At 64.2% G+C, this 25,876-nt stretch carries 21 protein-coding genes, 3 rRNA genes and 1 pseudogene (1 of these 25 only partly in view); 7 read left to right on the top strand and 18 right to left on the bottom strand.

What is annotated here, in order from left to right; translation table 11 throughout:
* Positions 1-38 precede the first annotated feature (38 nt).
* A pseudogene (locus VN11_RS01815) lies at positions 39-858 on the bottom strand (calcium-binding protein).
* A 177-nt stretch (positions 859-1,035) separates the two neighbouring features.
* Between VN11_RS01815 and VN11_RS01810 the strand changes: the two are divergent.
* Positions 1,036-3,018 carry a DEAD/DEAH box helicase gene (locus tag VN11_RS01810; protein WP_053448587.1) on the top strand — a complete coding sequence of 661 codons (1,983 nt, stop codon included), beginning with the start codon at positions 1,036-1,038 and terminating at the stop codon, positions 3,016-3,018.
* The gene (locus VN11_RS01805) at positions 3,015-3,656 is read left to right on the top strand and encodes a hypothetical protein (RefSeq protein WP_148564916.1); all 642 of its coding nucleotides are present in this window, start codon (positions 3,015-3,017) and stop codon (positions 3,654-3,656) included. Before VN11_RS01810 ends, VN11_RS01805 begins: the two co-directional genes overlap by 4 nt.
* A 68-nt stretch (positions 3,657-3,724) precedes the next feature.
* Here the strand turns inward: VN11_RS01805 and cyoE are convergent, their stop codons facing one another.
* The 4 genes from cyoE to VN11_RS01785 form a co-directional block, all read right to left on the bottom strand.
* Positions 3,725-4,618, bottom strand: coding sequence for a heme o synthase (cyoE, locus tag VN11_RS01800; RefSeq protein WP_053448585.1), 894 nt, complete (start codon positions 4,616-4,618; stop codon positions 3,725-3,727).
* Positions 4,619-4,622: 4 nt separating this feature from the next.
* Complete coding sequence (locus VN11_RS01795; RefSeq protein WP_004153902.1) at positions 4,623-5,786, bottom strand: COX15/CtaA family protein; 1,164 nt, start codon at positions 5,784-5,786, stop codon at positions 4,623-4,625.
* Positions 5,787-5,796: 10 nt separating this feature from the next.
* Positions 5,797-6,366 (bottom strand): hypothetical protein, encoded by a 570-nt coding sequence (locus VN11_RS01790; RefSeq protein ID WP_053448584.1) that lies wholly within the window; start codon positions 6,364-6,366, stop codon positions 5,797-5,799.
* 108 nt (positions 6,367-6,474) lie between these two features.
* Complete coding sequence (locus VN11_RS01785) at positions 6,475-7,191, bottom strand: SURF1 family protein (RefSeq protein WP_053448583.1); 717 nt, start codon at positions 7,189-7,191, stop codon at positions 6,475-6,477.
* A gap of 57 nt (positions 7,192-7,248) precedes the next feature.
* On the opposite strand from VN11_RS01785, the gene VN11_RS01780 reads away from it, so the two are divergent.
* Entirely contained in the window at positions 7,249-7,467 is a 219-nt protein-coding gene (locus VN11_RS01780) for a twin transmembrane helix small protein (protein WP_008264755.1), read from the top strand.
* 20 nt (positions 7,468-7,487) lie between these two features.
* Here the strand turns inward: VN11_RS01780 and VN11_RS01775 are convergent, their stop codons facing one another.
* From VN11_RS01775 to VN11_RS01750, 6 genes are read right to left on the bottom strand one after another with little or no spacing between them, the layout of a single operon-like run.
* The gene (locus VN11_RS01775; RefSeq protein WP_049457763.1) at positions 7,488-8,363 is read right to left on the bottom strand and encodes a cytochrome c oxidase subunit 3; all 876 of its coding nucleotides are present in this window, start codon (positions 8,361-8,363) and stop codon (positions 7,488-7,490) included.
* 13 nt (positions 8,364-8,376) lie between these two features.
* Complete coding sequence (locus tag VN11_RS01770) at positions 8,377-8,967, bottom strand: cytochrome c oxidase assembly protein (protein ID WP_053448582.1); 591 nt, start codon at positions 8,965-8,967, stop codon at positions 8,377-8,379.
* Positions 8,964-9,233, bottom strand: a complete 270-nt coding sequence (locus tag VN11_RS22950; protein WP_053448581.1) for a hypothetical protein — start codon at positions 9,231-9,233, stop codon at positions 8,964-8,966. The genes VN11_RS01770 and VN11_RS22950 overlap by 4 nt, the downstream gene beginning before the upstream one ends.
* Before the next feature lie 8 nt (positions 9,234-9,241).
* Positions 9,242-10,849: a cytochrome c oxidase subunit I gene (gene ctaD, locus VN11_RS01760; RefSeq protein WP_004153896.1), complete on the bottom strand. Its 1,608-nt coding sequence runs from the start codon at positions 10,847-10,849 to the stop codon at positions 9,242-9,244.
* 59 nt (positions 10,850-10,908) lie between these two features.
* A complete protein-coding gene (gene coxB, locus VN11_RS01755; RefSeq protein WP_053448580.1) occupies positions 10,909-11,868 on the bottom strand; it encodes a cytochrome c oxidase subunit II in 960 nt (319 codons plus the stop codon).
* An 11-nt stretch (positions 11,869-11,879) separates the two neighbouring features.
* Positions 11,880-12,356 (bottom strand): DUF2244 domain-containing protein, encoded by a 477-nt coding sequence (locus VN11_RS01750; RefSeq protein WP_004153894.1) that lies wholly within the window; start codon positions 12,354-12,356, stop codon positions 11,880-11,882.
* A 274-nt stretch (positions 12,357-12,630) separates the two neighbouring features.
* Here VN11_RS01750 and putA point away from each other — a divergent pair, with 274 nt between their 5' ends.
* Positions 12,631-15,849 (top strand): bifunctional proline dehydrogenase/L-glutamate gamma-semialdehyde dehydrogenase PutA, encoded by a 3,219-nt coding sequence (gene putA, locus VN11_RS01745; RefSeq protein WP_053448579.1) that lies wholly within the window; start codon positions 12,631-12,633, stop codon positions 15,847-15,849.
* 56 nt (positions 15,850-15,905) lie between these two features.
* On the opposite strand, the gene pnuC is transcribed toward putA, so the two are convergent.
* Together pnuC and VN11_RS01735 are read right to left on the bottom strand one after the other, a co-directional pair.
* Positions 15,906-16,487 carry a nicotinamide riboside transporter PnuC gene (pnuC, locus tag VN11_RS01740; protein ID WP_053448578.1) on the bottom strand — a complete coding sequence of 194 codons (582 nt, stop codon included), beginning with the start codon at positions 16,485-16,487 and terminating at the stop codon, positions 15,906-15,908.
* A gap of 107 nt (positions 16,488-16,594) precedes the next feature.
* Positions 16,595-17,947: an outer membrane protein transport protein gene (locus VN11_RS01735; protein ID WP_053448577.1), complete on the bottom strand. Its 1,353-nt coding sequence runs from the start codon at positions 17,945-17,947 to the stop codon at positions 16,595-16,597.
* A 225-nt stretch (positions 17,948-18,172) separates the two neighbouring features.
* Between VN11_RS01735 and VN11_RS01730 the strand changes: the two genes are divergently transcribed.
* On the top strand, positions 18,173-18,865 hold the full coding sequence (locus VN11_RS01730) for a rhomboid family intramembrane serine protease (RefSeq protein WP_004153881.1): 693 nt from the start codon (positions 18,173-18,175) through the stop codon (positions 18,863-18,865).
* 79 nt (positions 18,866-18,944) lie between these two features.
* Here VN11_RS01730 and VN11_RS01725 read toward each other — a convergent pair whose 3' ends face one another.
* Positions 18,945-20,405, bottom strand: a complete 1,461-nt coding sequence (locus VN11_RS01725) for a S41 family peptidase (protein WP_053448576.1) — start codon at positions 20,403-20,405, stop codon at positions 18,945-18,947.
* Between the two features lie 108 nt (positions 20,406-20,513).
* On the bottom strand, positions 20,514-21,812 hold the full coding sequence (locus VN11_RS01720) for a murein hydrolase activator EnvC family protein (protein WP_053448575.1): 1,299 nt from the start codon (positions 21,810-21,812) through the stop codon (positions 20,514-20,516).
* A gap of 95 nt (positions 21,813-21,907) precedes the next feature.
* On the opposite strand from VN11_RS01720, the gene VN11_RS01715 reads away from it, so the two are divergent.
* Together VN11_RS01715 and VN11_RS01710 are read left to right on the top strand one after the other, a co-directional pair.
* Positions 21,908-22,570, top strand: coding sequence for a hypothetical protein (locus VN11_RS01715; protein ID WP_053448574.1), 663 nt, complete (start codon positions 21,908-21,910; stop codon positions 22,568-22,570).
* An 84-nt stretch (positions 22,571-22,654) separates the two neighbouring features.
* Complete coding sequence (locus VN11_RS01710; protein ID WP_053448573.1) at positions 22,655-24,364, top strand: M28 family metallopeptidase; 1,710 nt, start codon at positions 22,655-22,657, stop codon at positions 24,362-24,364.
* A gap of 223 nt (positions 24,365-24,587) precedes the next feature.
* Here VN11_RS01710 and rrf (VN11_RS01705) read toward each other — a convergent pair.
* The 3 genes from rrf (VN11_RS01705) to VN11_RS01695 all read right to left on the bottom strand — a co-directional run.
* Positions 24,588-24,702 (bottom strand): 5S ribosomal RNA (gene rrf, locus VN11_RS01705).
* 133 nt (positions 24,703-24,835) lie between these two features.
* Positions 24,836-24,950, bottom strand: a 5S ribosomal RNA gene (rrf, locus tag VN11_RS01700).
* A gap of 126 nt (positions 24,951-25,076) precedes the next feature.
* Positions 25,077-25,876, bottom strand: a 23S ribosomal RNA gene (locus VN11_RS01695); it runs 2,080 nt beyond the window's last position.

Below are 25,876 nucleotides of genomic sequence, written 5' to 3'. Positions count from 1 at the left end.
CCTGTGATCCGGAGTAGATCCAGGCCACGCGTGGATGATCACCAGACCGAATTGCTGTCCAGCAGCCGCGCCACGCTGAAGCGCGGCAACCACACCCACAGGTCGTAGCTGCGGTCGGCATCGGTATCCACTTTGGGCGATGCCCCCGCATGACCGCGCAGCGGACGCGGTTCGCAGCGCTGAACAGCCGTACATCCCCAGCCCTCTCCGCCACGCGCCTCGATACGCACGTTGAAGGTCCAGATCCTTCAGCAGTGCCGTCATCGGCGGGTACGCAATCATCTTCGGCTGCGTACGCATGCCATGTACGTTGCCGGTCAGTACCAGCAGCCGCCCGTTCTTCGGCAGCGCCCGCGCGCGTGCTCTTACTTCTTCGGCCATCACCCGGTCACGCGTACCAGCGCCGGCCATGTCGGCGGGAAGCACGCGATCAAAGCCGAACACCTGCACGTCGCGCCCTTGTCTGCGCAGCACGCGTAGCGCCTCGATCAGCTCAAGCATGTCCTCGCTGCGACGGCCGTCATGCATCCGGCTGTGGACGTTCCAATACGTCGTGCCACGCAATGCAGCGCACGCCTCGACTGTGCCGGCAGACGCCGTATAGGTCGCCAGCGCGGCGTTCTCGTCGGTCGGCAGCTCCAATGCCAACCGCACCGGTGCGCCATCGGCCGGATAGGCCTCCATCAGCTCCCGTACCAGCAGCGGTGTCTCGCGGGTGCCGTGGAATTCGCCCAGCACCAGCAGCCGGTGGTCACCGGCATGCTGGCGGATTTGCGCGGCGATGTCGTCGGCATGCGCACTGAGGGCCATGCCCAGCGCCAGCAGCAGCAAAGTGGTCCAGCGGCAGATAGATTGCATCCGGGTCTTGTCCCAATTTTGATAGACGCACTCATCTAGCACGGCCCAGTCTCGAGTGCTTCTAGGAAAACCGATGCAGTTACGCCGAAACTGATCGTCAGCCCCCCTAGCGGGACGGAGTTCCGCCTTCTATCCTGAAGGCATTGCCCCCACTTGCACCCCAAGGATCGATAGCAAATGAGCGACTATTGCTTCTACGCCCCTGACGCGGAAGACCTGGTTGAGCAGGCCGGCATCAGGCAGAAAATCGAAGCGTTTTCGAAGGTCCACAAGAAGCAGACTTACGTGTTGCGAAGGCCGCTATCCAAAGACGATACCGACTACGACTATGACAATGCTGTCGTAGTATTTGCCGCTGGCATGCACCCCTGCTTCATTGATCTGGGCAATGACGAAGGCGCACTAAACGACTATGCCGATGATCTTCTCGAGGACATATCATTCCTTTCGGAAAAATTCAGGTACCGAGAAAAAATAGGCAGAAAGAAGAGATGGCAGGAATTGTTTCAGTACAGAAACAAGAATAACGTAGATTTCGACGACTTAATCATCGAAAAAGTCAGCGACGCAAGAATAGTAGATCTAATCACATCACTCGTTGTTGGCAGCATCAATGATATCACTCGAATCAATCTCGATGCCAAAGATCTTCTCGAGACAGTAAAGTCGAAGATTATTTTGTTTGACACCGATCAAACCAGCTTTGTCTTTAGACTTGGCGCCAACAAGAGATTCGTAATTCAAGGCCTCGCCGGCTCAGGGAAGACCGAACTTCTGCTGCACAAGATGAAGGAAATTTACTCGAGAGACGCTGAAGCAAGAATTGTATTTACCTGCTTTAACAGGATTCTCGCATCCTCCATGCGGCAGAGAATTCCTGATTTCTTTGATTTCATGCGGGTAGAAAGGCAGATCGAATGGGATAAGAAATTATTCTGCTTCCACTCTTGGGGAAGTGGAAAAGAACCCCTGTCTGGAACATACAGATATATATGCCATTATTACGGAATACCTTTCGGAAGCCTGCACGCCGGCTCCTTTGACTTTCTCTGCAAAAAAGCGATTGCTGAGATAAGCGCAATCCAAGGCGATAAGAAATTTGCCTTCGATTACATATTTATCGATGAAAGCCAAGACTTCGCAAACAGCTTCATTGAACTCTGCGAGCTGGTGACATCAAAGAAAGTATTTGTCGCAGGAGACGTTTTTCAAAACATATTCAGAACCATTGACGACCGGGTCAATCGAGCGGACATGGTGCTGAAGAAATGCTATCGAACAGAGCCAACTAATCTCATGTTTTCCCACTCTCTGGGAATGGGCCTCTTCGAACAACCAGTTCTTCGCTGGCTGAAACCGGAGGAATGGGACGCGTGCGGCTACCACTACGTTGAAAACGGTAATAGGGCGCTACTTTCCCGCGACCCACTTCGCAGATTTGAAGACATCCCTCAGGATTTCCGGAGCACCGAAGTCCATACAATCCCGGGCGAGGCCCCCATAGCCGGCGCCATTGTTTCTCTAATCAAAAATATAAAAGCCCGACATCCAAGTACAAAACAGGGAGACGTTGCCGTAATCTTCCTGGATAAGGACGGATACATATACGACGTCATTGGAGAACTCAAAGCAGACGTAGCAGATATTTTCGGCTGGGAATCCAATGTCTCGTTTGAAACAAAGCAAACAAATCCCGATAAATTTTTTATCTCGAACGTCAACAATGCCAAGGGATTGGAGTTTCCATTCGTAATTTGCATAGCCAGGGACCTTAACCGGCAGACATCCTTCCGAAACGCACTTTACACAATGATGGCGAGATCGTTCCTAGAAAGCCATCTGATCGTCGGCCCTGCAGCAGATGCGGCAACAGTAAAAGCCATCAAGACAGGACTGAATACAATCTACGAAAAGAATGTGATGGAAGTTCGAATTCCGTCTGACGCAGAAATTGCCCAGCAAAAAGATTTCATTGTTCTCGAAGAACAGCCATCGCTTGAAGAAATAGTTAAGCGATACTGCGCTGCACGAAAAGCCAGCCCTCGAGTCGCATCAAAGTTGTCTAGCAGAATCATATCAATGATCGGCGACTCCGAGTATGACGAGGACTACATTAACAAGATTCTCGAAATTGAGTTCGATAGGATCAAGCCCCTGTGACAGCAATCTATTACAAGGAAGTTCCAAGCTACCGCCTCGACTTGTTCAAGGCGGTTCGCCAGGCTGGCGACAATCTCTCAAACTTGCTCGCTCTAGCCGAAATCGTTAACACCTGTCACGACATATCGTCGACTACAAGACCAGATGATTTTGACATTGCGATATTTTCTGGCAATTACACTCGGGCATGGATCCGCAGAGGCAATGGCTACTTTTCAATGGCCATCCCCTTCCAAGTAATCACAGAAGGCGAATTCATCTCCTTCAACATTGATAACTTATCCGAACCCGTAAGTGGAGAGCTTATTTCCATTTTTCGCAACGCAATCCAGACTTGCGCCACTTCCTCGTTCTGCCACGAGGATATCGCACTCGGAATAAACGACAGTTTTGGCATTGAAGTCCCGATGTGCCTAAAGTACGCAGACGCATTTGCTGAACTTTTGACAGAGGACCATGGTTACTTTAGATATGACCACGACCCAGATAACGAAAATGGAGAATTCCACCCCCTTCATCATCTCGACTTTTTCTTCAAAAACACTTCCGCAGTCAAGATTGGCTTGAGTTCAACAGTTGGGCTTGATTTACTCCATTCACTTTGCGATTCCTCGGTGGCCAAGCGCTACATCCGCTAGAACCAGAGTAAGATCCAGTGACCCACCACCGGGGGTAGCGCCGGGCCATGCCCGGCGGCATCAGCCCGTCACAACCAGGGCAGGATCCAGTGGTCCACCAGCAGGAAGGCGAACAGCGCCATCAGGTAGACGATGGAGTAATGGAACATCTTCATCGAGAACAGTTCGTCCGGCGGATTGAGCATGCGCCAGGCGTACCAGAGGAACACGGCGTTGAGCACGATCGCGCCGCCCAGGTAGAACGCACCGCTCATGCCCACCAGGTACGGCAGCAGGCAGACCAGCGCCAGCACCACCGAGTAGGCCATGATCTGCTTGCGGGTGTGCACCACGCCGTGGGTCACCGGCAGCATCGGGATCTCGGCCTTGGCGTAGTCCTCGCGGCGGAAGATCGCCAGCGCCCAGAAGTGCGGCGGCGTCCAGATGAAGATGATCAGCACCAGCAGCAACGAATACGCCCAGTCCGACGAGCCCTGCATGCCGGTCACCGCCGCCCAGCCCAGCATCGGCGGCATCGCGCCGGCCAGGCCACCAATCACGATGTTCTGCGAGGTCGCACGCTTGAGGTACACGGTGTAGATCACCGCGTAGCCGATCAGCGAGGCGAAGGTCAGCACGGCGGTGATCAGGTTCACCCACAGCACCAGGATGGTCATCGACAGCACGATCAGCACGCCGGCAAACACCAGCACCTGCCACGGCTTGACCTTGCCCACCACCAGCGGCCGCCACGAAGTGCGCGCCATCTGCGCATCGATGTGCGCGTCCAGCAGCTGGTTGATCGCTGCGGCCGCCGAGGCCGCCAGCCAGATGCCGAGGAAGCCGAGCAGGCCGGCGCGCACCTGCTCCCAGCTGGGCACGCCGGGGATGGCCAGGACCATGCCGACCAACGCGGTGAAGACGATCAGGGCGACGACCTTGGGCTTGGTCAGGTCCCAGTACTGGCGGTATTTGGAAAACATGGAATCAGTCCGGGGCACGCAGGCGGGCCAGCAGGCTGACCAGCACGAACAACAGGGCAACGGCCACGCCGTTGTGGGCCACCGCCACTTCCAGCGGCAGCGCCAGCTTTACATTGAGGATGCCGAGGGTGACCTGCAGCACCAGCAGCGCGATCAGCGCGCTGGCCCAGCCTCGCATGCTCGGCAACCGGAACAGGCGCACGCCCAGCCACAGCAGGTAGACGGCCACCACCACCGCGAACATGCGGTGCGCCATCTGGATGGCGATGCGTGACGCGCCGTCCAGCACGCCGCCTTCGTAGTCCACGCCGATGCCACGCCACAGGGTGAAGCCTTCGACGAAATTGTGCTGCGGCCACCATTGGTTGGCGCAACGCGGGAAGTTGTCCAGCGAGGCGCTGCCGCCACCGCAGGCCAGCGCCGCGTAGTTGGCGCTGACCCAGCCACCCAGTGCGATCTGGGTGACCAGCACGGCCACGCCGATGCGCAGCAGCCACTTCAGCTTCGGCGCTTCGGCCAGGGTGATCGGCATGTGCGTCGCGCGCCAGGCCATCCACACCAACAGGCCGAACATCAGCATGCCGCCCAGCAGGTGGCCCATCACCACGATGGGCTTGAGCAGCAGGGTCACCGTCCACATGCCCAGCAGGGCCTGGAAGATCACCACCGCCAGGGTCAGCAGTGCAGCGCGCGCCAGGTCGATGTTGCTCCAGCGCAGCGCGGCGATCAGCAGGATCGCCTCGCCGATCAGCGCCAGGATGCTGGCGGTGCCATGCCAGCCCATCATGTACAGCGGTATGCCGGCGGCCACCAGTACGCAGGCGGTCACCACCGCCGTGCTTCCGAAGCGGCGCTTGCGCGTGGCCAGCAGGGCCAGGGTCAGGATCTCGATGCCCAGCGCACCGGCCAGGAAGCGATGCACCTGTTCACGCCAGGCCTTGTGGGTCTCCAGCGGGCGGATCTCCGCCGCCGGGTGGCCGATGGTCTCTTCCACGTGCTGCGGCCAGGTGGCCTGCCCGTAGCAGGTCGGCCAGTCCGGGCAGCTCAGGCCGGCATCGGACAGGCGAACGAAGGCGCCGAACATGATCGTGCTCGCGGTCATGATCATGGCGAACCACGCCAGGCGGTGGAAATTGCGGTGCAGCGCCGGACGCGCGGAAAGGCTCATCAAACGGGACTCACTTCAGTTTCAGCAACGTGGCCATGTCCTTGCGCAGGCCACCGAGGTCGGAACCCGGGGCATGGCGCATGATCACGAAGCCGTTCGGATCGATCACGTAGACCGGCAGTCCCGCCGGATCATCAACGCCCGGCAACGCCGCGCGCAGGGCTGGCGACGGAGCCAGCGGCCGCAGCGCGGGCAGCGAGGCGATCGACGCCGGTGGCGTACCCAGCCACAGGATCTCGACATTATCGGCGTTATGGCCGAACAGCTGCCACACCTTGCCCAGTCCCTGCGACAAAGTGACGCACCGTGCATCGCAGGCGCCGGCCGGGGCCACCAGCAGGCGCCAGGTACGAGCCTCGGGATTCCATGGGTAAGGCTGGCCGCTGGCCAGGGTCGGCGCCTGCTGGCGCAGGTCCACCGGCGGCTTCAGCAGCTGGCCGGCGTTGCGGTGCCCGGTTGGCTGCCAGCCCGAGAAGCGCAGCACGGCGGCCAGCGCCACCGCCCCGAAGAACACGGCAAACAGCAGCACCAGGGTCCGGCGGCCGGAGCCGCGCGCCTGCGGGGACGTAGCAGTGTTCATGCGGGGCATTTTCTCACGGTTGGGAAAGGGATGCGGGTGCGGTACCCCGGTAGTTCCGGCCGCTGGCCGGCATCCAGGATTCCGGGGGATGCCGGCCAGCGGCCGGCACTACCGGGCGATGGGGCGTCTCCTGCGCCGCTCCAGCACCAGCGCGACCACCAGCACGGTCAGGGCCAGCCCGAACCACTGCACGGCGTAGCCCAGGTGGCGCTGCGGCGGCAGCGTGTTCGGCAGCAGGTCCAGGTCGCGCTCATCGCCGAACGGCAGCGCCGGGTCCAGGCGCAGCACGCGGTCGGGTAGCGCCTGCAGCCCCAGCGCGCGGGCCAGGCCTTCGGCGGGCAGCCGGCTGGCCAGCCAGCGCCCGGCCTCACCCGTCGCGGAGAACGCCGGCCCCAACGCCAACCCCGCCGACGGCGGCGGCGCCAGCAAGCCACGCACGGCTACCGGCGAAGGCGGTGCAGGCAGATCCGGCAAGCTGCGATCCGGTGGCAACGCGCGCCAACCGAGATCCACCAGCAGCACACTGCCGTCGTCACTGCGGAACGGGCGATAGATCTTCACTCCGGCGCGGCCATGCCGGGTCTGGTTGTCCAGCAGCACCACGCCGGGCAGGAAGCGGCCGTGGTCGGCCACGCCGTGCAGCGCACCGGGCGCCGCGAGTGCCTGCGCCAATGGCAACGCCTGTGCCACTGCTGGACCCTGCGCATCCAACATTGCCTGTTTGGCATGCATGCGCTGCAGCTGCCACAGTCCCAATGCGCTGAAACCGGCCATCGCCAGCACCGCCAGCAGCCATCCGATCACGCGCGTGTGCTGGCGCATCATGACAAGTCCGCGCAAACGCGGTCAGATAGGCGCATCCACCCTGCCCTCGAGCCGCGCATGAGTGATTCGCTGAAGACCCTGCTGGTAATCGCGTTTCTGATCGTCATCGTCTGGAATCTGGGCGCCGGCCTGTATTACCTGCTGGTCGACCGCGGCCAGACCAAGCGCACGGTCAACGCACTGACCCGCCGCATCGCGGTGTCGGTGGCCTTGATCGTACTGGTGATCGTGAGCATCTACATGGGCTGGATCAAACCGCACGGCATCGGTGGCTGACCCCACCGATCCGCGCGTGGTCAGAGCACGTAGACGAACAGGAACAGCATCAGCCACACCACGTCGACGAAGTGCCAGTACCACGCGGCGGCTTCGAAACCGAAATGGTTGTCGCGGGTGAAGTGGCCCTTGGCCGAACGCAGCCACATCACGATCAGCATGATCGTGCCCAGCAGCACGTGCGCGCCGTGGAAGCCGGTCAGCATGAAGAACGTCGACCCGTAGATGCCCGAGCCCAGCGTCAGGTTCAGTTCCTTGTAGGCGTGGATGTATTCCTCTGCCTGCAGGGTCAGGAAGCCGAGACCGAGCACAACGGTCAGGCCCAGCCAGATCAGCAGCTGGCGGCGGTTGCCGGCCTTCAGTGCGTGATGGGCGATGGTCAGGGTCACGCCGGAAGTGAGCAGGATCAGCGTGTTGATCAGCGGCAGGCCCCAGGCCGGGATGGTCTGGAACGCACCACCGATCGCCGCAGGACCATTGGTCGGCCATCCAGCGGAATAGCCCTGCCAGAGCAGCTCGTTGGTCATCACCCCGCGGCCTTCGCCGCTCAGCCACGACAGGCCGAGATTGCGGGTGTAGAACAGCGCGCCGAAGAAGGCGCCGAAGAACATCACTTCGGAGAAGATGAACCAGACCATGCCCATCCGGAACGAGCCGTCGACCTGGCGGTTGTAGTTGCCGGCCTGCGATTCGCGCACCACGTCGCTGAACCACCAGAACAGGGTCAGCACCAGCATCGCGATGCCGATGTAGAACGTCCAGCGTCCCCAGCTGGCATCGTTGAGCCAGCTGGCCACGCCGACCATGGTCACCATCATCGCGATGGAGCCCACGAACGGCCATTTGCTCTGGGCCGGGACGAAGTACACGTTGGCGTCGGTCGGTGTCTGGGCCATGTCGGTATCCGGGTCAGGGTGCGGCGTGCGCGCCTTCCGAAGTGGCGGCCGGGGCCAGCCGATCGGACAACGCGTCGTTGCGGTAGAAGGTGTAGGACAAGGTGATCGTCCTGATCTCCGGCGGCAGGTCCGGATCGACGATGAAACGTACCGGCATGTCGCGCTTCTCGCCGGCCTGCAGCGTCTGCGCGGTGAAGCAGAAGCACTCGGTCTTGCTGAAGAATCCCGACGCGCGCGCCGGTGCCACCGAAGGCACGGCACTTCCCACCACGGCCTGCGTGCTGTCGTTGCGGGCAAAGTACAGCGCTTCGTTGAGCTCGCCGGGCACCACGTCCATGGTCAGCTGCTCGGGATGGAACGACCATGGCAGGCGCGAATTGACGCCGCCATCGAACTCGACGCGCACGGTACGCTTGCCGGCCACCGCGCCCGCGCTGGCCTCGCTGCCGGGGCCACGCTCCAGGCGCACGCCGAACACCTTCTCGCAGGCGATGCGGTACAACGGCACCAGCGAGAACGTCAGCAGGAACACCGCTACCGCCACGCCGATCAGGCGCGGCAACCCGGCGCTGCGTGACGGGGTGCTGGCCGGTGCGTCGCTCATCGGCCGATCACCCCGCTGAGGATGAAGCCGACGTAGACCAGCACGGCGATGGCGCCGACCCAGGCCGCGGTACGCTTGGCGCGCTGGCGCTGCTGTTCGACGCTTCCGCTCTGGTAGAGCCGACCGCTGGTCGGCTGCTCTTCGCTGTTGTAGAGCCGAGCCATGCTCGGCTGCTTTTCGTCAGTCGAGCATGGCTCGACTCTACCCAAGGCATCAGCCGAGCCTTGCTCGACTCTACCGATCGGAAGCGGGCTCTCGTTATGCATGCCCCACCTCAATGCGTGATGTCGTCATGGGCCAGATCCCCCGGGCGGATGGTCGGCGGTGTGGTGAAGGTGTGCGCCGGTGCCGGCGACGGCAGCGTCCATTCCAGGCCACGCGCGCCTTCCCAGCTGCGCGCCTCGGCCTTTTCACCGTTGCGCAGCGAGGACAGCAGGATCGCCGCCATCATGAACGGGGTGACGAACATGCCGAACGCACCGATCGAGCTGATCAGGTTCCAGTCGGCGAAGGCCACGCTGTAGTCGGGAATGCGGCGCGGCATGCCGGCCAGGCCGAGGAAGTGCTGCGGGAAGAACAGCAGGTTGACGAACACGATCGACCACCAGAAGTGCACCTTGGCCCACTTCTCGCTGTACATGCGCCCGGTCCACTTCGGCCACCAGTAGTACACCGCGGCGATCAGCGCGAACACCGCGCCGGTTACCAGCACGTAGTGGAAGTGGGCCACCACGAAGTAGGTGTCGTGGTACTGGAAGTCCGCCGCCACGATCGCCAGCATCAGGCCGGAGAAGCCACCGATGGTGAACAGGATGACGAACGCCACCGACCACAGCATCGGCGCCTCGAATGTGAGCGAGCCGCGCCACATGGTGCTGACCCAGTTGAACACCTTCACGCCGGTCGGGATCGAGATCAGCATGGTGGCGAACATGAAGTAGATCTCGCCGCCCAGCGGCATGCCCACGGTGAACATGTGGTGGGCCCAGACGATGAACGACAGGAACGCGATCGCGGCGGTGGCGTACACCATCGCCTGGTAGCCGAACAGCGGCTTGCGGCTGAAGGTCGGGATGATCTCGCTGACCACGCCGAAGGCGGGCAGGATCATGATGTAGACCTCGGGGTGCCCGAAGAACCAGAAGATGTGCTGGTACATCACCGGGTCACCGCCACCGGCGGCATTGAAGAAGCTGGTACCGAAGAACTTGTCGGTCAGCAGCATGGTCACCGCGCCGGCCAGCACCGGCATCACCGCGATCAGCAGGAACGCGGTGATCAGCCAGGCCCAGCAGAAGATCGGCATCTTCAGCAGGTCGATGCCCGGCGCGCGCATGTTCAGCACGGTGGCGATGATGTTGATCGCGCCCATGATCGAACTGATGCCGGCCACGTGGATCGCGAACACGCTGAAGGCCACGTTGTAGCCACCCTGCAGCGACAGCGGCGGGTACAGCGTCCAGCCACCGGCCGGCGCACCACCGGGCAGGAACAGGGTCAGCAGCAACAGGCTGAAGGCCACCGGCAGCAGCCAGAACGACCAGTTGTTCATGCGCGGCAGCGCCATGTCCGGCGCGCCGATCTGCAGCGGGATCATCCAGTTGGCCAGGCCGACGAAGGCCGGCATCACGCCACCGAAGATCATCACCAGCGCATGCACGGTGGTCATCTGGTTGAAGAACTCGGGCTTGACGAACTGCAGGCCCGGCTGCGCCAGCTCGGCGCGGATCACCACGCTCATCGCCGCACCGATGATGAACATGATGAAGCTGAAACCCAGGTACAGCGTGCCGATGTCCTTGTGGTTGGTCGAGAAGAACCAACGCTCGAAGAAACTCTGCTGGTGATGGTGATCGTCGTGCCCAACTGCCGAGTGCGCCATTGCAAAACACCTCTCAGAATCGGTTGTCACCGCAGCCGCAGGCGGCCACGGGCTTTACATCACGCGCCGCTGGCTGCGGTGGCAGGTGCGCTGGTGTCGTCCGCCGCAGCGGGGGCGGCAGGCGCCTCACCGGCCGGCGCCGCGGGTTCTGCCGGTGCCGCAGGCGTCGCAGGCGCAGGCGCGGCCGGTGGCGCCGGCTTGCGCTGCGCCAGCCACTGCTTGAAGTCTTCCTTGGACACCGCCTCGACCACGATCGGCATGAAGCCATGGTCCTTGCCGCACAGCTCGGCGCACTGGCCGCGGTACACGCCGGGCTGCTCGATGCTGGTCCACGCTTCATTGATGAAGCCGGGAATGGCGTCCTGCTTCCAGCCCAGCGCCGGCACCCACCAGGCATGGATCACGTCGTCGGAAGTGATGACGAAGCGCACCTTGGTATCCACCGGCAGCACCAGCCGGTTGTCCACGTCCAGCAGGTAGTGCGGGTGGCTCTCGCGGGTCGGCACGATGCCGCTCTGCCGCACGCGGTCGGACTCACGGTCCAGGCGGCTGGTGAAGGTGACGTTCTCGCCGAGGTATTCGTACTTCCACATCCACTGGTAGCCGGTGACCTTCACCGTCATCTCGGCATCGCGGGTGTCGTACATCTTGATCAGGTTGGCCGTGGCCGGCCATGCCATCACGATCAGGATGATCACCGGGATCACCGTCCAGATCACCTCGGCCTTGGTGTTGTGGCTGAAGGTGGCGGCGACCGCGCCCTTGGATTTGCGGAACTTGAAGATGGCGTAGGCCATCGCACCGAACACGATGACGCCGATCACCGTACAGATGATCAACGACAGGTTGTTCGACTCCCAGGCCAGGCGCGAGGTCTGGGTCACCCCCTTGCCCATGTTCAGCTGCCACGGCTTGGGATCGGCCGCCTGGGCCCATGCCAATGCCGGAACCAGTCCCCCGGCCACCGTGGCGGCGACCGCTGCAACGCACTTCGTGCCCCACCTGCTGCTTTGCTTCATTGCCTAGACCCTTAGCGTCGTCGGTTGCCGCCATCGCTGGCGGCGAGCAAGCTTTCAAGTGTCTCTGCAAGCGTCTGACGTTCGGCCGGCGCGAGGAAACTCCCCACCTCCACCTGCCGGCCGCTGGATGCCAGCCGGACCCTCTCATCGTCGGTGAGCAGGCGCACCCAGTGGGGGTGGGCCCGGAACACCGGCGATCCACCGGGTACGGGGATGACCTCCACGTACGCCGGCACTACCCGGATCTCCTCCTGCCGTTCTCCGCTGCGCCACAAGGCACGCAGCGCCGCCGCCAGCACCAGGCTGTACAGCAGCGCGAACAGGGGGGCGAATGCATTGCCGGCCAACCACCCGAGGGCGGACACCAGCCACATCGCACCCGACAACACGGTGAACAACAGGACGAACTGCCGGGCATCGAGCGCCCGTGGGGGACGCAGCCGCAGCTGCGTACCTGACCCATCCGGAGCTGGAAGCACCTCGATCATGTCGCAACCGCGTTCCTGCCGCGGGAAACGTCTCGATGGTAGCCCCGCCCTCTCGCCGGTAGCAAGGGTGCATTCACACTTTTTCCCATGCTGCAACACAGCATGAGGTCGGCGGCCCGAATGACGAATTCAGCACAAATATTGCCGAGCCTGCTGAACACGCTGAATCCACCGCAGCTAGGGGCTATCAGCACTTCACGAAGGGAGCTGCGGGGCACTTCCGGAACCCGGAAAAATGATTAAAATCGCCAAGTTTTCCACTGGCCGGACCGGCATGAACGCACCCTCCTCCTCCCCTGCCGCCAGCGACGCCCCGCGTCCCGGCGCGCTGCTGTCGCCGGAACTGCCGGCGTCCCCCAACCCGTTCCGCCAGGCCATCACCGATGCCTGGTTGAAGGACGAGGCCAGCCACGTGCGCGATCTTCTGGCGCAGGCCCGCCTGCCCGCCGAGGAGCAGGCCAGGGTGCAGGCCCTGGCCGCCGATCTGGTCGGCCGGGTGCGCGTGCGCGCCAAGGACCAGGGCGCGATCGAAGCCTTCATGCGCCAGTACGACCTGGGCAGCGAGGAAGGCGTGCTGCTGATGTGCGTGGCCGAGGCGCTGCTGCGCATTCCGGACCAGGACACCGCCGACAAGCTGATCCGCGACAAGCTGGCCGACGCCGACTGGGAAAAGCACCTGGGCGGCAGCGACTCGGTGCTGGTCAACGCCTCCACCTGGGGCCTGATGCTGACCGGCAAGCTGGTGCAGATGAACGACGCCACCCGCGCCGACGCGCCCAGCGCGTTCAAGCGCTTGGTCGGCCGCGTCGGTGAGCCGGTGGTGCGCCTGGCCGTGCGCCAGGCGATGAAGATCATGGGCCACCAGTTCGTCATGGGCCGCACGATCAGCGAAGCGCTGTCGCGTTCGCACAAGGGTGACAACGCATACTACCGCTACTCCTTCGACATGCTGGGCGAAGGCGCGCTGACCATGAAGGACGCGCTGCGCTACCTGGAAGACTACCGTCGTGCGATCCACGCCATCGGCGGCGATCACAAGGCACGCGGCGGCCGTCCGGACGGTGACGTCAACAACGCCCCGGGCATCTCGATCAAGCTGTCGGCGCTGTACCCGCGCTACGAGCACGCCAAGCGCGAGCGCGTGCTGAAGGACCTGGTGCCGGGCGTGCTGGAACTGGCGCAGCTGGCCAAGAGCTACGGCATCGGCTGCACCGTCGACGCCGAAGAATCCGACCGCCTGGAACTGTCGCTGGACATCATCGAACAGGTGTTCGGCGATGCCTCGCTGGCCGGCTGGGATGGCTTCGGCGTGGTCGTGCAGGCCTACCAGAAGCGCACGCCGTACACGATCGACCACCTGGCCGACATGGCGCGCCGCGCCGGTCGTCGCCTGCAGGTGCGCCTGGTCAAGGGCGCCTACTGGGATGCCGAGATCAAGCGCGCGCAGATCGAAGGCTACCCGGGCTACCCGGTGTTCACCCGCAAGCAGAACACCGACGTGTCCTACCTGGCCTGCGCCAAGCGCCTGTTCACCCATGCCGACGCGATCTACCCGATGTTCGCCACGCACAACGCGCACACCATCGCCGCGGTGCGCAGCATCGCCAACGGTGGCGTGTACGAGCACCAGAAGCTGCACGGCATGGGCGACGACCTGTACGCCGAAGTGGTGCCGGCCGACCGCCTCGGCCTTCCCTGCCGCGTGTATGCGCCGGTCGGTTCGCATGAAGACCTGCTGCCGTACCTGGTGCGCCGCCTGCTGGAAAACGGCGCCAACTCCAGCTTCGTCAACCGCATCACTGACGAACGCGTGCCGATCGCCGACCTGATCCGCGATCCGGTCGAGATGGTCGCCTCGTTCGCCTCGATCCCCCACCCGAAGATCCCGCTGCCGGTTGACCTGCTGCGCAGCCAGAACCACGACAGGAAGAACTCCATGGGCGCCAACCTCGCCAACGACAACGAACTGCGCGCCCTGGCCGAGCAGATCAACGCGGCCGTGAAGCCCTGGCAGGCCGCCCCGCTGGTACCGGGTGCGAACCCGGCCGGCGCCGCGCTGCCGGTGACCAACCCGGCCGACACCCGCGAAGTGGTCGGCCAGTGGCTGGCCGCCGATGCCGCCACCGTGCAGAAGGCCCTCGCCAACGCCGTGGCCGCGCAGCCGGCCTGGAACCGCACCCCGGCCGCCAGCCGCGCCGCCATCCTCGAGCACGCCGCCGACCAGCTGGAAGCGCGCATGCCGGAGTTCATGGCGCTGTGCGTGAAGGAAGCCGGCAAGAGCCTGCCCGACAGCATCGCCGAAGTGCGCGAAGCGGTGGACTTCCTGCGTTACTACGCCAAGCAGGCGCGCGAGCAGTTCAGCCACGCCGAGAAGCTGCCGAGCCCGACCGGTGAATCCAACGAGCTGCAGCTGCACGGCCGTGGCGTGTTCGTCTGCATCAGCCCGTGGAACTTCCCGCTGGCGATCTTCCTGGGCCAGGTCGCTGCCGCTCTGGCCGCCGGCAACAGCGTCATCGCCAAGCCGGCCGAACAGACCAACCTGATCGGCTACTACGCAGTGAAGCTGCTGCACGACGCCGGCGTGCCGGCCGAGGTGGTGCAGTTCCTGCCGGGCGACGGTGCCACCGTCGGTGCCGCGCTGACCGCCGACCCGCGCGTGGCCGGCGTGGCCTTCACCGGCTCCACCGACACCGCCCGTGCGATCAACCGCGCGATGGCCGCCCGTGACGCCGCCATCGGCGTGCTGATCGCCGAGACCGGTGGCCAGAACGCCTTCATCGCCGACTCCTCGGCGCTGCCGGAACAGCTGGTCAAGGACGCCATCGGTTCGGCCTTCACCTCCGCCGGCCAGCGTTGCTCGGCCGCGCGCGTGCTGTTCGTGCAGGACGACATCGCCGACAAGGTGATGACCATGCTGGCCGGTGCGATGAAGGAACTGAAGGTCGGCAACCCGGGCCTGCTGTCCACCGACGTCGGCCCGGTGATCGACGCCGATGCACTGAAGATCCTGCAGGACCACGCCGTGCGCATGGACCGCGAAGCACGCCTGATCGCCGCCGCCGAGCTGTCCGCAGAAGCCGTCAATGGCACCTTCTTCGCACCGCGCGCGTATGAGCTGAAGGACCTGGGCCAGCTGCACAAGGAAATCTTCGGGCCGGTGCTGCACGTGATCCGCTGGAAGGGCGACCAGCTCGACGCGGTGATCGATCAGATCAACGCCACCGGCTACGGCCTGACCCTGGGCGTGCATTCGCGCATCGACGAAACCGTTGATCGCATCAGCAACGGTGTCCACGTCGGCAACGTCTACGTCAACCGCAACCAGATCGGTGCGGTGGTCGGCGTGCAGCCGTTCGGCGGCCAGGGCCTGTCCGGCACCGGCCCGAAGGCCGGTGGCCCGCACTACCTGCTGCGCTTCGCCACCGAGAAGACGGTGACGGTGAACACCACCGCCGCGGGCGGCAACGCCTCGCTGCTGACCCTGGGCGACTGATCGCCCGGTTGATGCAGTAAAACGAAAAACCCCGCGAAAGCGGGGTTTTTTGTTGCTCAACGTGCTTCCTCGCGCATCAGGTTGCGCCAATGGCGCAGCGCCACCAGCGCGTTGATCCAGAAGCCGACATACAGGATCGAGGTCAGGTGCAGGCCACGGCTGTAGTACAGCGGCACCGCCACGGTGTTCACCAGCAGCCACACCCACCACGATTCCAGCTTGCGCCGCATCATCAGGATCTGCGCGATCACGCTCAGCACCAGCACCGCCGAATCGATGTACGGCGCGTAGGCGTTGGTCAGGCGGGTCAACATCCAGCCATAACCGAAGGTGGCCACCACCGCCAACGGCGCCAGCCAGGCCCACGCACGCGGGCGCAGCGCGGTGATCGGCAGCGGCGAACCATGGTCGCCACGCAGCCACTGCCACCAGCCCAGCACGCTGATGGCGATGAAGAAGAACTGCAGCACCATGTCCGCGTACAGATGCGAGCGTTCGAACACTGCTGCGAACAGTGCACAGCCGACGATGCCCAGCCACCAGGTGTGCACGTTGTTGCGGCCGGCCAGCAGGATCGAGCCGGCGACGGCGATGTTGGCAGCCAGCTCCAGCTGGAAGTTCGGGTCGGACAGGTTCATCGCCCTATTGTCATGGATCCGCGCCCTGCAGGGAGGGCACGCCATGAAAAAGGAAAGGCCCCGCTTGCGCGGGGCCCTCCGTGTCCTGCTTCAGGCGAACGCCTGGATCAGAACTTGTACTGGAACGAAGCAGCCAGCACGTCGCCACGGACCTTGTACTTGCCAGCCAGCGAGTTGCCCTGATTGTTGGTGGTCGGCTGGATGTTCACGTTCGGGTCGCTGGTGAACAGGTGGGTGTAGCCGAAGTTGTATTCGGTGTTCGCCGACGGGGTCCAGCCCACGCCCAGCGACAGCCACTTGCGGCTGGTATCCGGCACGCGGACGTCACGATGAGCGTCGGTGGTCGGGGTCTGGTCCAGCGCGACACCACCGCGCAGGGTGACGGTATCGCTCAGCTTGTAGTCCGCACCCAGCGACACGAAGGTGGTATCGCGATAGCCGAAGTCCAGCACAGAGTCCTTCTGGGCCGAAGCATAGTCGATGGTGACAGAGTCGAATGCGGTCGACCAAGCGGTGCGGGTGACGTCACCCATCACGGTCCAGCGATCGTTGACCTTGTGCGTCACGCTCAGGGTCGCCGACGCCGGCAGCTTCACGGTTGCCTTGCCACTGGTGCTGACGAACTGGCCCGGCTGGGTCTGACCCAGGATGGTCGCGGTGCGGCCATTGTCATTCGGCATCAGGAAGGTGGCATCGCCGCCGGTGATCTTGTGCGTGACCTTGGAGCGATAGCTCAGGCCGATGTGGGTGTTCTCATCGATCGAGAACAGGCCACCGACCGTCCAGCCCACGGCATTGTTGTCACCTTCAACGGTCAGCTTGCCATCGGCGCTGCCCGGGGCGTAGCCCGGCACGCGGGCCTGGGCCAACGCAGTACCGAAGTCGATGTTGTTGCTGAGCTCGATGGTCAGGTGTTCAACGAACACCGACGCGCCGAACGAGACGTACGGGTTGACGTCATAGGATGCGGCAAAGCCAAGATCGATGGCCTTCAGGTCGGTCTTCAGGCCGCTGTAGCGACCCACCCAACCATTGTCGTACTCGGTCTTGAAACCAAACGGAGCAGTCAGCGACACACCGAAGTGGGCCTTCTCGCCGATCGGCATGTGGAAGTACGCGGCCGGAACCGGGGCGATCATGCCAGCGTCGCCGCCGTCACCGCCGGTCTGCGCGGCGCCGGTCGGCTTGCGACCCTGGCCCTTGAACTCGGCCTTGAAGCTGATGGCGCTCAGGTCACCCTGGATCAGGGTGCCGTCCAGCTGACGCATGCCGGCCGGGTTGACGGCGATGATGGAGGCGTCGCCCTCGGCGCTGCCGGAGCCGGCGAACGCACGGCCGAGGCCCTTGGCACTGTTTTCCTTCAACTGGAAGGCGGCGGCGTTGGCATCGGCGGCGGCCAGCGCACCGGCAACGCCGACGGCCAGCAGGGTCAAACGGGCAATGGTGGAAGCGGTTTGCATCGTAGTTCTCTCTCCGGTAAGCGGTGATGGTGCTCTGAGTGCGCCTGCGCCCGGCCGGCCCTGGGGCCCTTCGGAGCGCGCCGGATTCCCCTCCCGACATACGACGCCGTATGCGAGTATTACCCAGAGCTGTTAATGAAACAATAACAGCGCCGGCGGTTTTTTCGTCTCAAAAGCTGAACAGGACCATCCCCGCCACAAGCGCCCGCACGCTAGGCTAATGCCATGTTCGTCTCCCTCCCGTCGCGCAAGAAGGCGGCCCTGCGCTGGGCCACGCCCGTGCTGTTTGCGGCATTGTGGCTGGCGTTCCTGTGGTCGATCTCGCGCCCGGACGATGCCCGCGGCAGCCTCTGGCTGGACTGGGGCGCCCTGTCCACCGGGCTGACCCACCCGCTGGACTGGTGGGCGACCCTGCAGGACGGCAGCGTGCTGCGCCTGTTCACCGCCCTGTTCCTGCACGCGGACTGGTCACACCTGCTGGGCAACCTGGTGTTCCTGCTGATCTTCGGCCTGCCCGCCGAGCGCGTGCTGGGGCCGTGGCGGTTGCTGCTGCTGTTCCTGGTCGGCGGCGCGGTGTCCAACCTGGTGGCGATCTACACCATGGGCAGCCCGGACCAGATCATCATCGGCGCCAGCGGCGCGGTCTCGGCGCTGATCGGCGCCTACCTGGCCCTGTTCCCCGGCGCCCGCCTGGGCGTGGTGATCCCGCTCGGCCTGTTCCTGGAGTTCGTGCGCGCCCCGGCCTACCTGCTGATCGGCGTGTGGGCCGCACTGCAGGTGGTGTTCGCGCACATCGGCCCCAGCTTCGGCATGGTGGCCTGGTGGGCGCACATCGGCGGCTTCGTGTTCGGCCTGCTGTACGGGGTCTACGTGCGCGCGGCCATCGCGCGCCGGCTGCGCAAGCGCCACGGATTCTGACCCCGGGTAGTGCCGGCCGCTGGCCGGCTCCACGCTCACCCGCTCGTAGATCAGTCGAGCATGGCTCGACTCTACAGAATCAAGGCTTGGCCGGGACCGGCGCGGGCTTGGCTTCCGGCGTGCTGTCCGCCTTCGGTTCGACTTTCTGCTCCGGCTTCGCTTCGGGCTTCGCCGCAGCGGCCTTCGCGGCCTTGGCCGCCTCCGCCTTGGCGGCTTCGGCCTTCAAGCGTGCCGCCACCGAACCCGGGTTCTTGAGTTCGGCCAGCGCATCGTTGATCGGGCCATCGCCCGGCAGCACGGCACCGGCGTGGTAGCCCTCGGTGCCTTCATCGTCGCCGCGCAGGTGGCCCGGCAGGGTCGCTTCGCTGTAGTCGCTGAGGCTGGCCGGCAGTGCATCCTCGGCCGGTGTGGCAGCGGGTTTCAATTCAACGTCCGGCACGATGCCGGTGGCCTGGATCGACTTGCCGCTGGGCGTGTAATAGCGCGCGGTGGTCAGCTTCACCGAATCCCCGTTGTCCAGCGGCAGCACGGTCTGCACCGAACCTTTGCCGAAGGTGCGGCTGCCGACCACGCGGGCGCGCTTGTTGTCGCGCAGCGCGCCGGCCAGCACTTCCGAGGCGCTGGCCGAACCGGCGTCGGCCAGCACCACCACCGGTGCGCCCTTCAGCAGGTCGCCGGGGGTCGCGTCGAACCGTGCGTCGCTGATGCTGATGCGGCCGCGGGTGCTGACGATGTTGCCCTTGTCGAGCAGATCATCGGCCACCTGCACCGCGGCGGTCAGCAGGCCACCCGGGTTGCTGCGCAGGTCCAGCACCAGGCCCTTGAGCTGGCCACCGGACTGCTTCTGCAGCTGCTGCACGTGCTTCTGGAAGTCCGAACCGGTATCGGCCTGGAAGGTGCTCAGGCGGATGTAGCCATACCCCGGCTCCAGCAGGCGGCTGCGCACGCTGGTCACGCGGATGGTCTGGCGGGTGAGGCTGACGTCGAACGGCTTCGGCTTGCCGTCGCGCACGATGGTCAGCACCACCTTGCTGCCGGCCGGGCCACGCAGCGGTTCGCTGGCGTCGATCGCGCTGATCGGCTTGCCGTCGATGGCGATGATCAGGTCACCGGCGAGGATGCCGGCCTTGGCTGCCGGCGTGTCGTCGATCGGCGAAATCACCTTCATGCTGGCGTTGTCCGGCTGCTGCTGCAGCTCCACGCCGATACCCTCGTAAGCGCCGTTGGCCTGCTCGTCGAAGGCCTGCGCGTCTTCCTTGTTGAAGTAGGTGCTGTGCGGATCGAGGTCGAGCAGCAGGCCACGTACCGCTGACTGCATCAGCTTCTTGTCGTCCACCGGATCGACGTAGGCGGCGCGCACCGCGTTGTACACGGCCACGAAACGGCGGATTTCCTCCAGCGGCACCTTCGAGGTCACCGCCTCCTCGCTGTTCGCTGCCTGCCCACTGGTTTCCTGGCTCGGGGCGGGCGCGGTCTGCTGCGCCCAGGACAGCGCTGGCAACAGGGCCAGCAAGAGGGTGGCGGTACGGGCTGCGCGCATGGATCACTCCTGTCGACGGTGGCATCGTGCCCAAGGCACATGCGCCGATTATGCGCGAAGCACAGCTAAATTCCCGTTGAATCCGCCCGTCACGCGACGGCGCCGGATTCAGCGCCGCTGCAGCCAGCTGTCCGGATTGACCGGCTGCCCGCCACGGCGCAGCTCGAAGTACAACGCGGTGACGCCCTGGCCGCCGGAATTGCCGACCTTGGCCACCGCATCGCCGCGGCTGACCCGTGCGCCGGCATCCTTCAGCAGGGTGTCGTTGTGTGCGTACAGGCTCATGTAGCCGTTGCCGTGGTCGACGATCAGGATCATGCCGTAACCGGTCATCCAGTCGGAGAACACCACCGTGCCATCGGCCACGGCGGTGACGGTGCTGCCGGCCGGCGCGCCGATCAGCACGCCGCTGCTGGTGCGCCCGTCGGGCAGCTTGCCGCCGTAGCGGGCCAGCAGATTGCCCGACAACGGCCAGCCCAGTCCGCCCACCTTCGGTGCCGGCGCCGAGGCCACCGCAGGCGGCACCTTGGTCGGCGGTGGCGGGCGGCCTTCCGCCTTGGCCTGGCGTGCGGCCTTCTCGGCGGCGGCTTTCTCGGCAGCGGCGCGGCGCGCGGCGGCACGACGCTCGGCTTCGGCGCGGGCTGCGGCGGCGCGCAGATTGGCCAGCAGCGTTTCCAGCGCCTTTGCATCCTGGCCCAGCGCTTGTTCCTTTTCGCGCTGGTCCTTGAAGCGTTCGTCCAGCGAGGCCACGGTCTGCGCCCGATCACGACGATCGGCCGCCAGGGTGGCCGCCTGCTGCTTCTGGTCACGCTGCGCGCCCTGCAGCTTCTGCTGGCGTTCGGCGATCTGCGCTTGCAGGGCTTCCAGTTCCTTCAGGTCAGCGGTCAGCGTGCTGATGCGCTGCGCGCGTTCGCGCTGCAGATAGCGGTGATAGGCCAGGGCACGGTTGGCATCGGCCACGGTGTCCTGCGACAGCAGCAGCTTCAGCGGTGCGTGGTTGCCCAGCTGATAGGCCGCGCGCAGCAGGCCGGCCAGTTCGCGGTGCTGCTGGGCCAGGTTGTTCTGCAGGCTGCTGCGGCGCTGCTCGGCTTCGGCCAGGGCACGGCTCTGCTCACGCAGTGCGGTCTCGGTCTGCGCAAGCGCGCGTCCGCTGCGGGCCACCTTCTCGTCGGCCTCGCGCAGTTGCTGTGACGCCTGCCCGCGCTGGCCTTCGATTTGACGACGCTCCTGCGCCACGCCTTTCAGTTCGGTGCGCAGCTTCTGCAGCTTGCGCTCGGTCTCACGGGTGGTCTGCGCCGCGGCGGGCAGTGGCAGGGCCAGCGCGATCGCCAGCGCCAACAGCAGGCAGCGCCCGCCGCGGGCAGCGGCGATGTGATGTCGGCGTGATGGGAAGGCGTTGTCGCGCAAGGGCTTTCCAGTGACTTCAGGCAGTTGCGGGGGCTACCGGGGAATGGTGACATCTCCGCACGCGGCCTGCCAGCCGCACATCCATCGAGGTCCCCATGAAAACTCTTTCCATTCCGCTGCTGTTGGGCGTCCTGCTCGCGGCCGGCCCGGCCGGCGCCCAGGACAACATCAGCAAGGTCAACGGCAGCATCAGCGCCGAACCCGGCCAGCGCTACGGCAAGCTGGATACGGTCAACGGCGGTATCCGCGTTGGCGAAGGCGCGGAAACCAGCAGTATCGATACCGTCAACGGCGGGGTGAAAGTGGCCGACCGCGCACGCACCGGCAAGATCGAGACAGTCAACGGCGGCGTGCGCCTGGGCCGCGAAGTCATTGCGCATGGCAGCGTCAGCACGGTCAACGGCAGCATCTTCAGCGACCGTGGCAGCCAGATCGAAGGCGGCGTTGAAACCGTGAACGGTGGCATCGGCCTGGTCGAAAGCCGCGTCGGCAAGGATGTGGAGACCGTCAACGGTGACATCACCGTGGGGATCGGCTCGCAGGTCAACGGCGGTGTGCACGTCCGCAAGCCCAATTTCAGCGTCTCGCTGACTGCCAGCCGCAAGCCGCGCGTGATCATCGGCCCCAATGCCGTGGTCAATGGCCCCCTGCAGTTCGAACGCGAGGTGGTGCTGTACGTGCACCGCAGCGCCCGCATCGGGCCGGTCACCGGCGCCGAACCGATCCCGTTCGACACCGAAACCGCCCCGGCGGACTGAGCCACCGCGCCGTTCGGTCCGGTGATCCTCGCCCAACCGGTCGTGCACAACGTACGGCCACCCTTTGTTACCCAGGAATCGACGATGCCCCGCAAACTCCTCCTGTGCCTGGCCGCCGCGGCCGCGCTCAGTGCCTGCAAAGGCGAAGATACGCCGGCCGCCGCGCCAGCCACCGACACTGCGGCCGCCAAGCCCGCCGCCCATTCGTTCTCGCCGGACATCAATGCCGGCGACTTTGCCGAGATGGTCAAGACCCTGGCCTCGGATGAGTTCGAAGGCCGCGCCCCGGGCAGCAAGGGCGAAGAGCTGACGGTCAACTACATCCGCGACCAGATGCAGCGCATCGGCCTGCAGCCCGGCAACGGCGACAGCTGGTTCCAGGATGTGCCGATGACCGAAACCACGGCCGACGAATCGACCGTGCTGAAGATCACCCAGGGCGGCAAGACCACCGAGCTGAAGTTCGGCACCGACATGGTGGTCGGCACGCGTACCGGCCAAGCCGAGGTGAAGGTCGATGCCAGCGACCTGGTGTTCGTCGGCTACGGCGTCGATGCACCGGAGCAGAAGTGGAACGACTACGCCGGCCAGGACTGGAAGGGCAAGACGGTTGTCATGTTCGTCAACGACCCCGGCTTCCACGTCGATGACGACAAGCTGTTCGACGGCAAGCGCATGACCTACTACGGCCGCTGGACCTACAAGTTCGAAGAGGCCGCACGCAAGGGCGCCGCCGCCGCGCTGATCGTGCACGACACCGCGGGCGCCTCCTATGGCTGGGATGTGGTGAAGAACTCCTGGGCCGGCCCGCAGTACGACCTGCCCGCCAAGGATGATCCGGAAGCCCGTATCCCGGTGCAGGGCTGGCTGAGCGCGGAGGCCGCCAAGACGTTGTTCGCCGGTGCCGGCCTGGATCTGGCGCAGGCCTACAAGGACGCCAGCAAGCGCGGCTTCAAGCCGGTGCCGCTGAAGGCTACTGCGGCGGTTGATCTGAAGAGCCGGATCGCGCAGAAGCAGTCGCGCAACGTGGTGGGCGTGCTGCCGGGCAGCAAGCGTGCCGACGAGGCCGTGCTGTACATGGCGCACTGGGACCACCTGGGCAAGCACGAGGGTGAGACCGGCGACAACATCTACAACGGTGCGGTCGACAACGCGACCGGCGTGGCCGGCATCCTCGAGGTGGCCGAAGCGATGGCCCACCAGCAGCCGAAGCCGGAGCGCTCGGTGGTGTTCCTGGCCGTGACCCTGGAAGAGTCGGGCCTGCTCGGTTCGAAGTACTACGTCGCGCACCCGACCTTCCCGCTGGACAAGATTGCCGGCGTGATCAACATCGACGCGATGTCGGTGGCGGGCCGCGCCAAGGACGTGACCGTGACCGGTTTCGGCAGCTCGGAGCTGGAAGACATCCTCAAGCCGCTGGCCGCCGCCCAGGACCGCACCCTGCACGGTGAGACCTCGGTGCAGAGTGGCTTCTACTTCCGTTCGGACCACTTCAACTTCGCCAAGGCCGGCGTGCCGGCCCTGTATGCCGATGGCGGCGAGGACCTGCGCGAGGGCGGCGTGGAGGCGGGCCGCAAGGCCGCCGCCGACTACGGTGCCAACCGCTACCATGGCCCGAAGGACGAGTTCGACGCGGCCACCTGGAAGCTGGACGGCACCGTCGAAGACCTGCAGTTGATGTACGGCGTCGGCAAGGAACTGGCCGGCGGTGATCGTTGGCCGAACTGGTACGAGGGCAACCCGTTCAAGGCGGCCCGCGACGCGATGATGAAGGACAAGGCGCCGGCCAAGTAGAGTCGAGCGATGCTCGACTGAACATTGTCGAGCGCAAAGCGGCGCCCACAAGGGTGCCGCTTTTTTTTTGTGCGCTCCGCCATGGGTGGGTGCCAACCTTGGTTGGCGCCGCCGTTCGCGGCGGTTTCATCAACGGGCCTGCCGGCCAGCGGCCGGCACTACCGACATTTCCTGAGCACAAAGAAAAACCCCGCTGCGCAAGCAGCGGGGTTTTGGGTGTAAACCCTGGCGATGACCTACTCTCGCATGGCTTGAGCCACACTACCATCGGCGCAGCTGCGTTTCACTTCCGAGTTCGGGATGGGATCGGGTGGTTCCACAGCGCTAATTTCACCAGGGAGACGGTTGCAGCAGCGCTTGCAGCGCCAGCATCGCGATCTTGCCCGTGGGGCGGAAGGTACCCGGAAAATGCAGTGCCTTCACTTAATAAGAAAAACCCCGCTGCGCAAGCAGCGGGGTTTTGGGTGTAAACCCTGGCGATGACCTACTCTCGCATGGCTTGAGCCACACTACCATCGGCGCAGCTGCGTTTCACTTCCGAGTTCGGGATGGGATCGGGTGGTTCCACAGCGCTAATTTCACCAGGGAGGCTTTTGGAGAGTCGCACTCGTCCCTTAGGGACAAGGCGCCAGCCTCGCATAGTTCTTGTGACGTAGCGTGCACTTGGATGCTCTTACGACGCTGTCGTAAAGCCAAGGCAACTTGAGGTTATATGGTCAAGCCGCACGGATCATTAGTATCAGTTAGCTCAATACATTGCTGTACTTACACACCTGACCTATCAACCACGTAGTCTACATGGTTCCTTCAGGGGGCTTGTGCCCCGGGAGATCTCATCTTGAGGCGCGCTTCCCGCTTAGATGCTTTCAGCGGTTATCGCTTCCGAACATAGCTACCCGGCAATGCCACTGGCGTGACAACCGGAACACCAGAGGTTCGTCCACTCCGGTCCTCTCGTACTAGGAGCAGCCCCTCTCAAATCTCCAACGCCCATGGCAGATAGGGACCGAACTGTCTCACGACGTTCTGAACCCAGCTCGCGTACCACTTTAAATGGCGAACAGCCATACCCTTGGGACCGACTACAGCCCCAGGATGTGATGAGCCGACATCGAGGTGCCAAACACCGCCGTCGATATGAACTCTTGGGCGGTATCAGCCTGTTATCCCCGGAGTACCTTTTATCCGTTGAGCGATGGCCCTTCCATACAGAACCACCGGATCACTAAGTCCTAGTTTCCTACCTGCTTGATCCGTCGATCTTGCAGTCAAGCACGCTTATGCCTTTGCACACAGTGCGCGATGTCCGACCGCGCTGAGCGTACCTTCGAGCTCCTCCGTTACTCTTTAGGAGGAGACCGCCCCAGTCAAACTACCCACCATACACGGTCCCCGACCCAGATAATGGGCCCAGGTTAGAACGTCAAGCACGACAGGGTGGTATTTCAAGGATGGCTCCACTGCAGCTAGCGCCACAGTTTCATAGCCTCCCACCTATCCTACACAGACGAA

This window comes from Stenotrophomonas maltophilia, from assembly GCF_001274595.1.
In the GTDB taxonomy this organism is placed as follows: domain Bacteria; phylum Pseudomonadota; class Gammaproteobacteria; order Xanthomonadales; family Xanthomonadaceae; genus Stenotrophomonas; species Stenotrophomonas forensis.
This window is presented reverse-complemented; position numbering and strand designations above follow the sequence as displayed.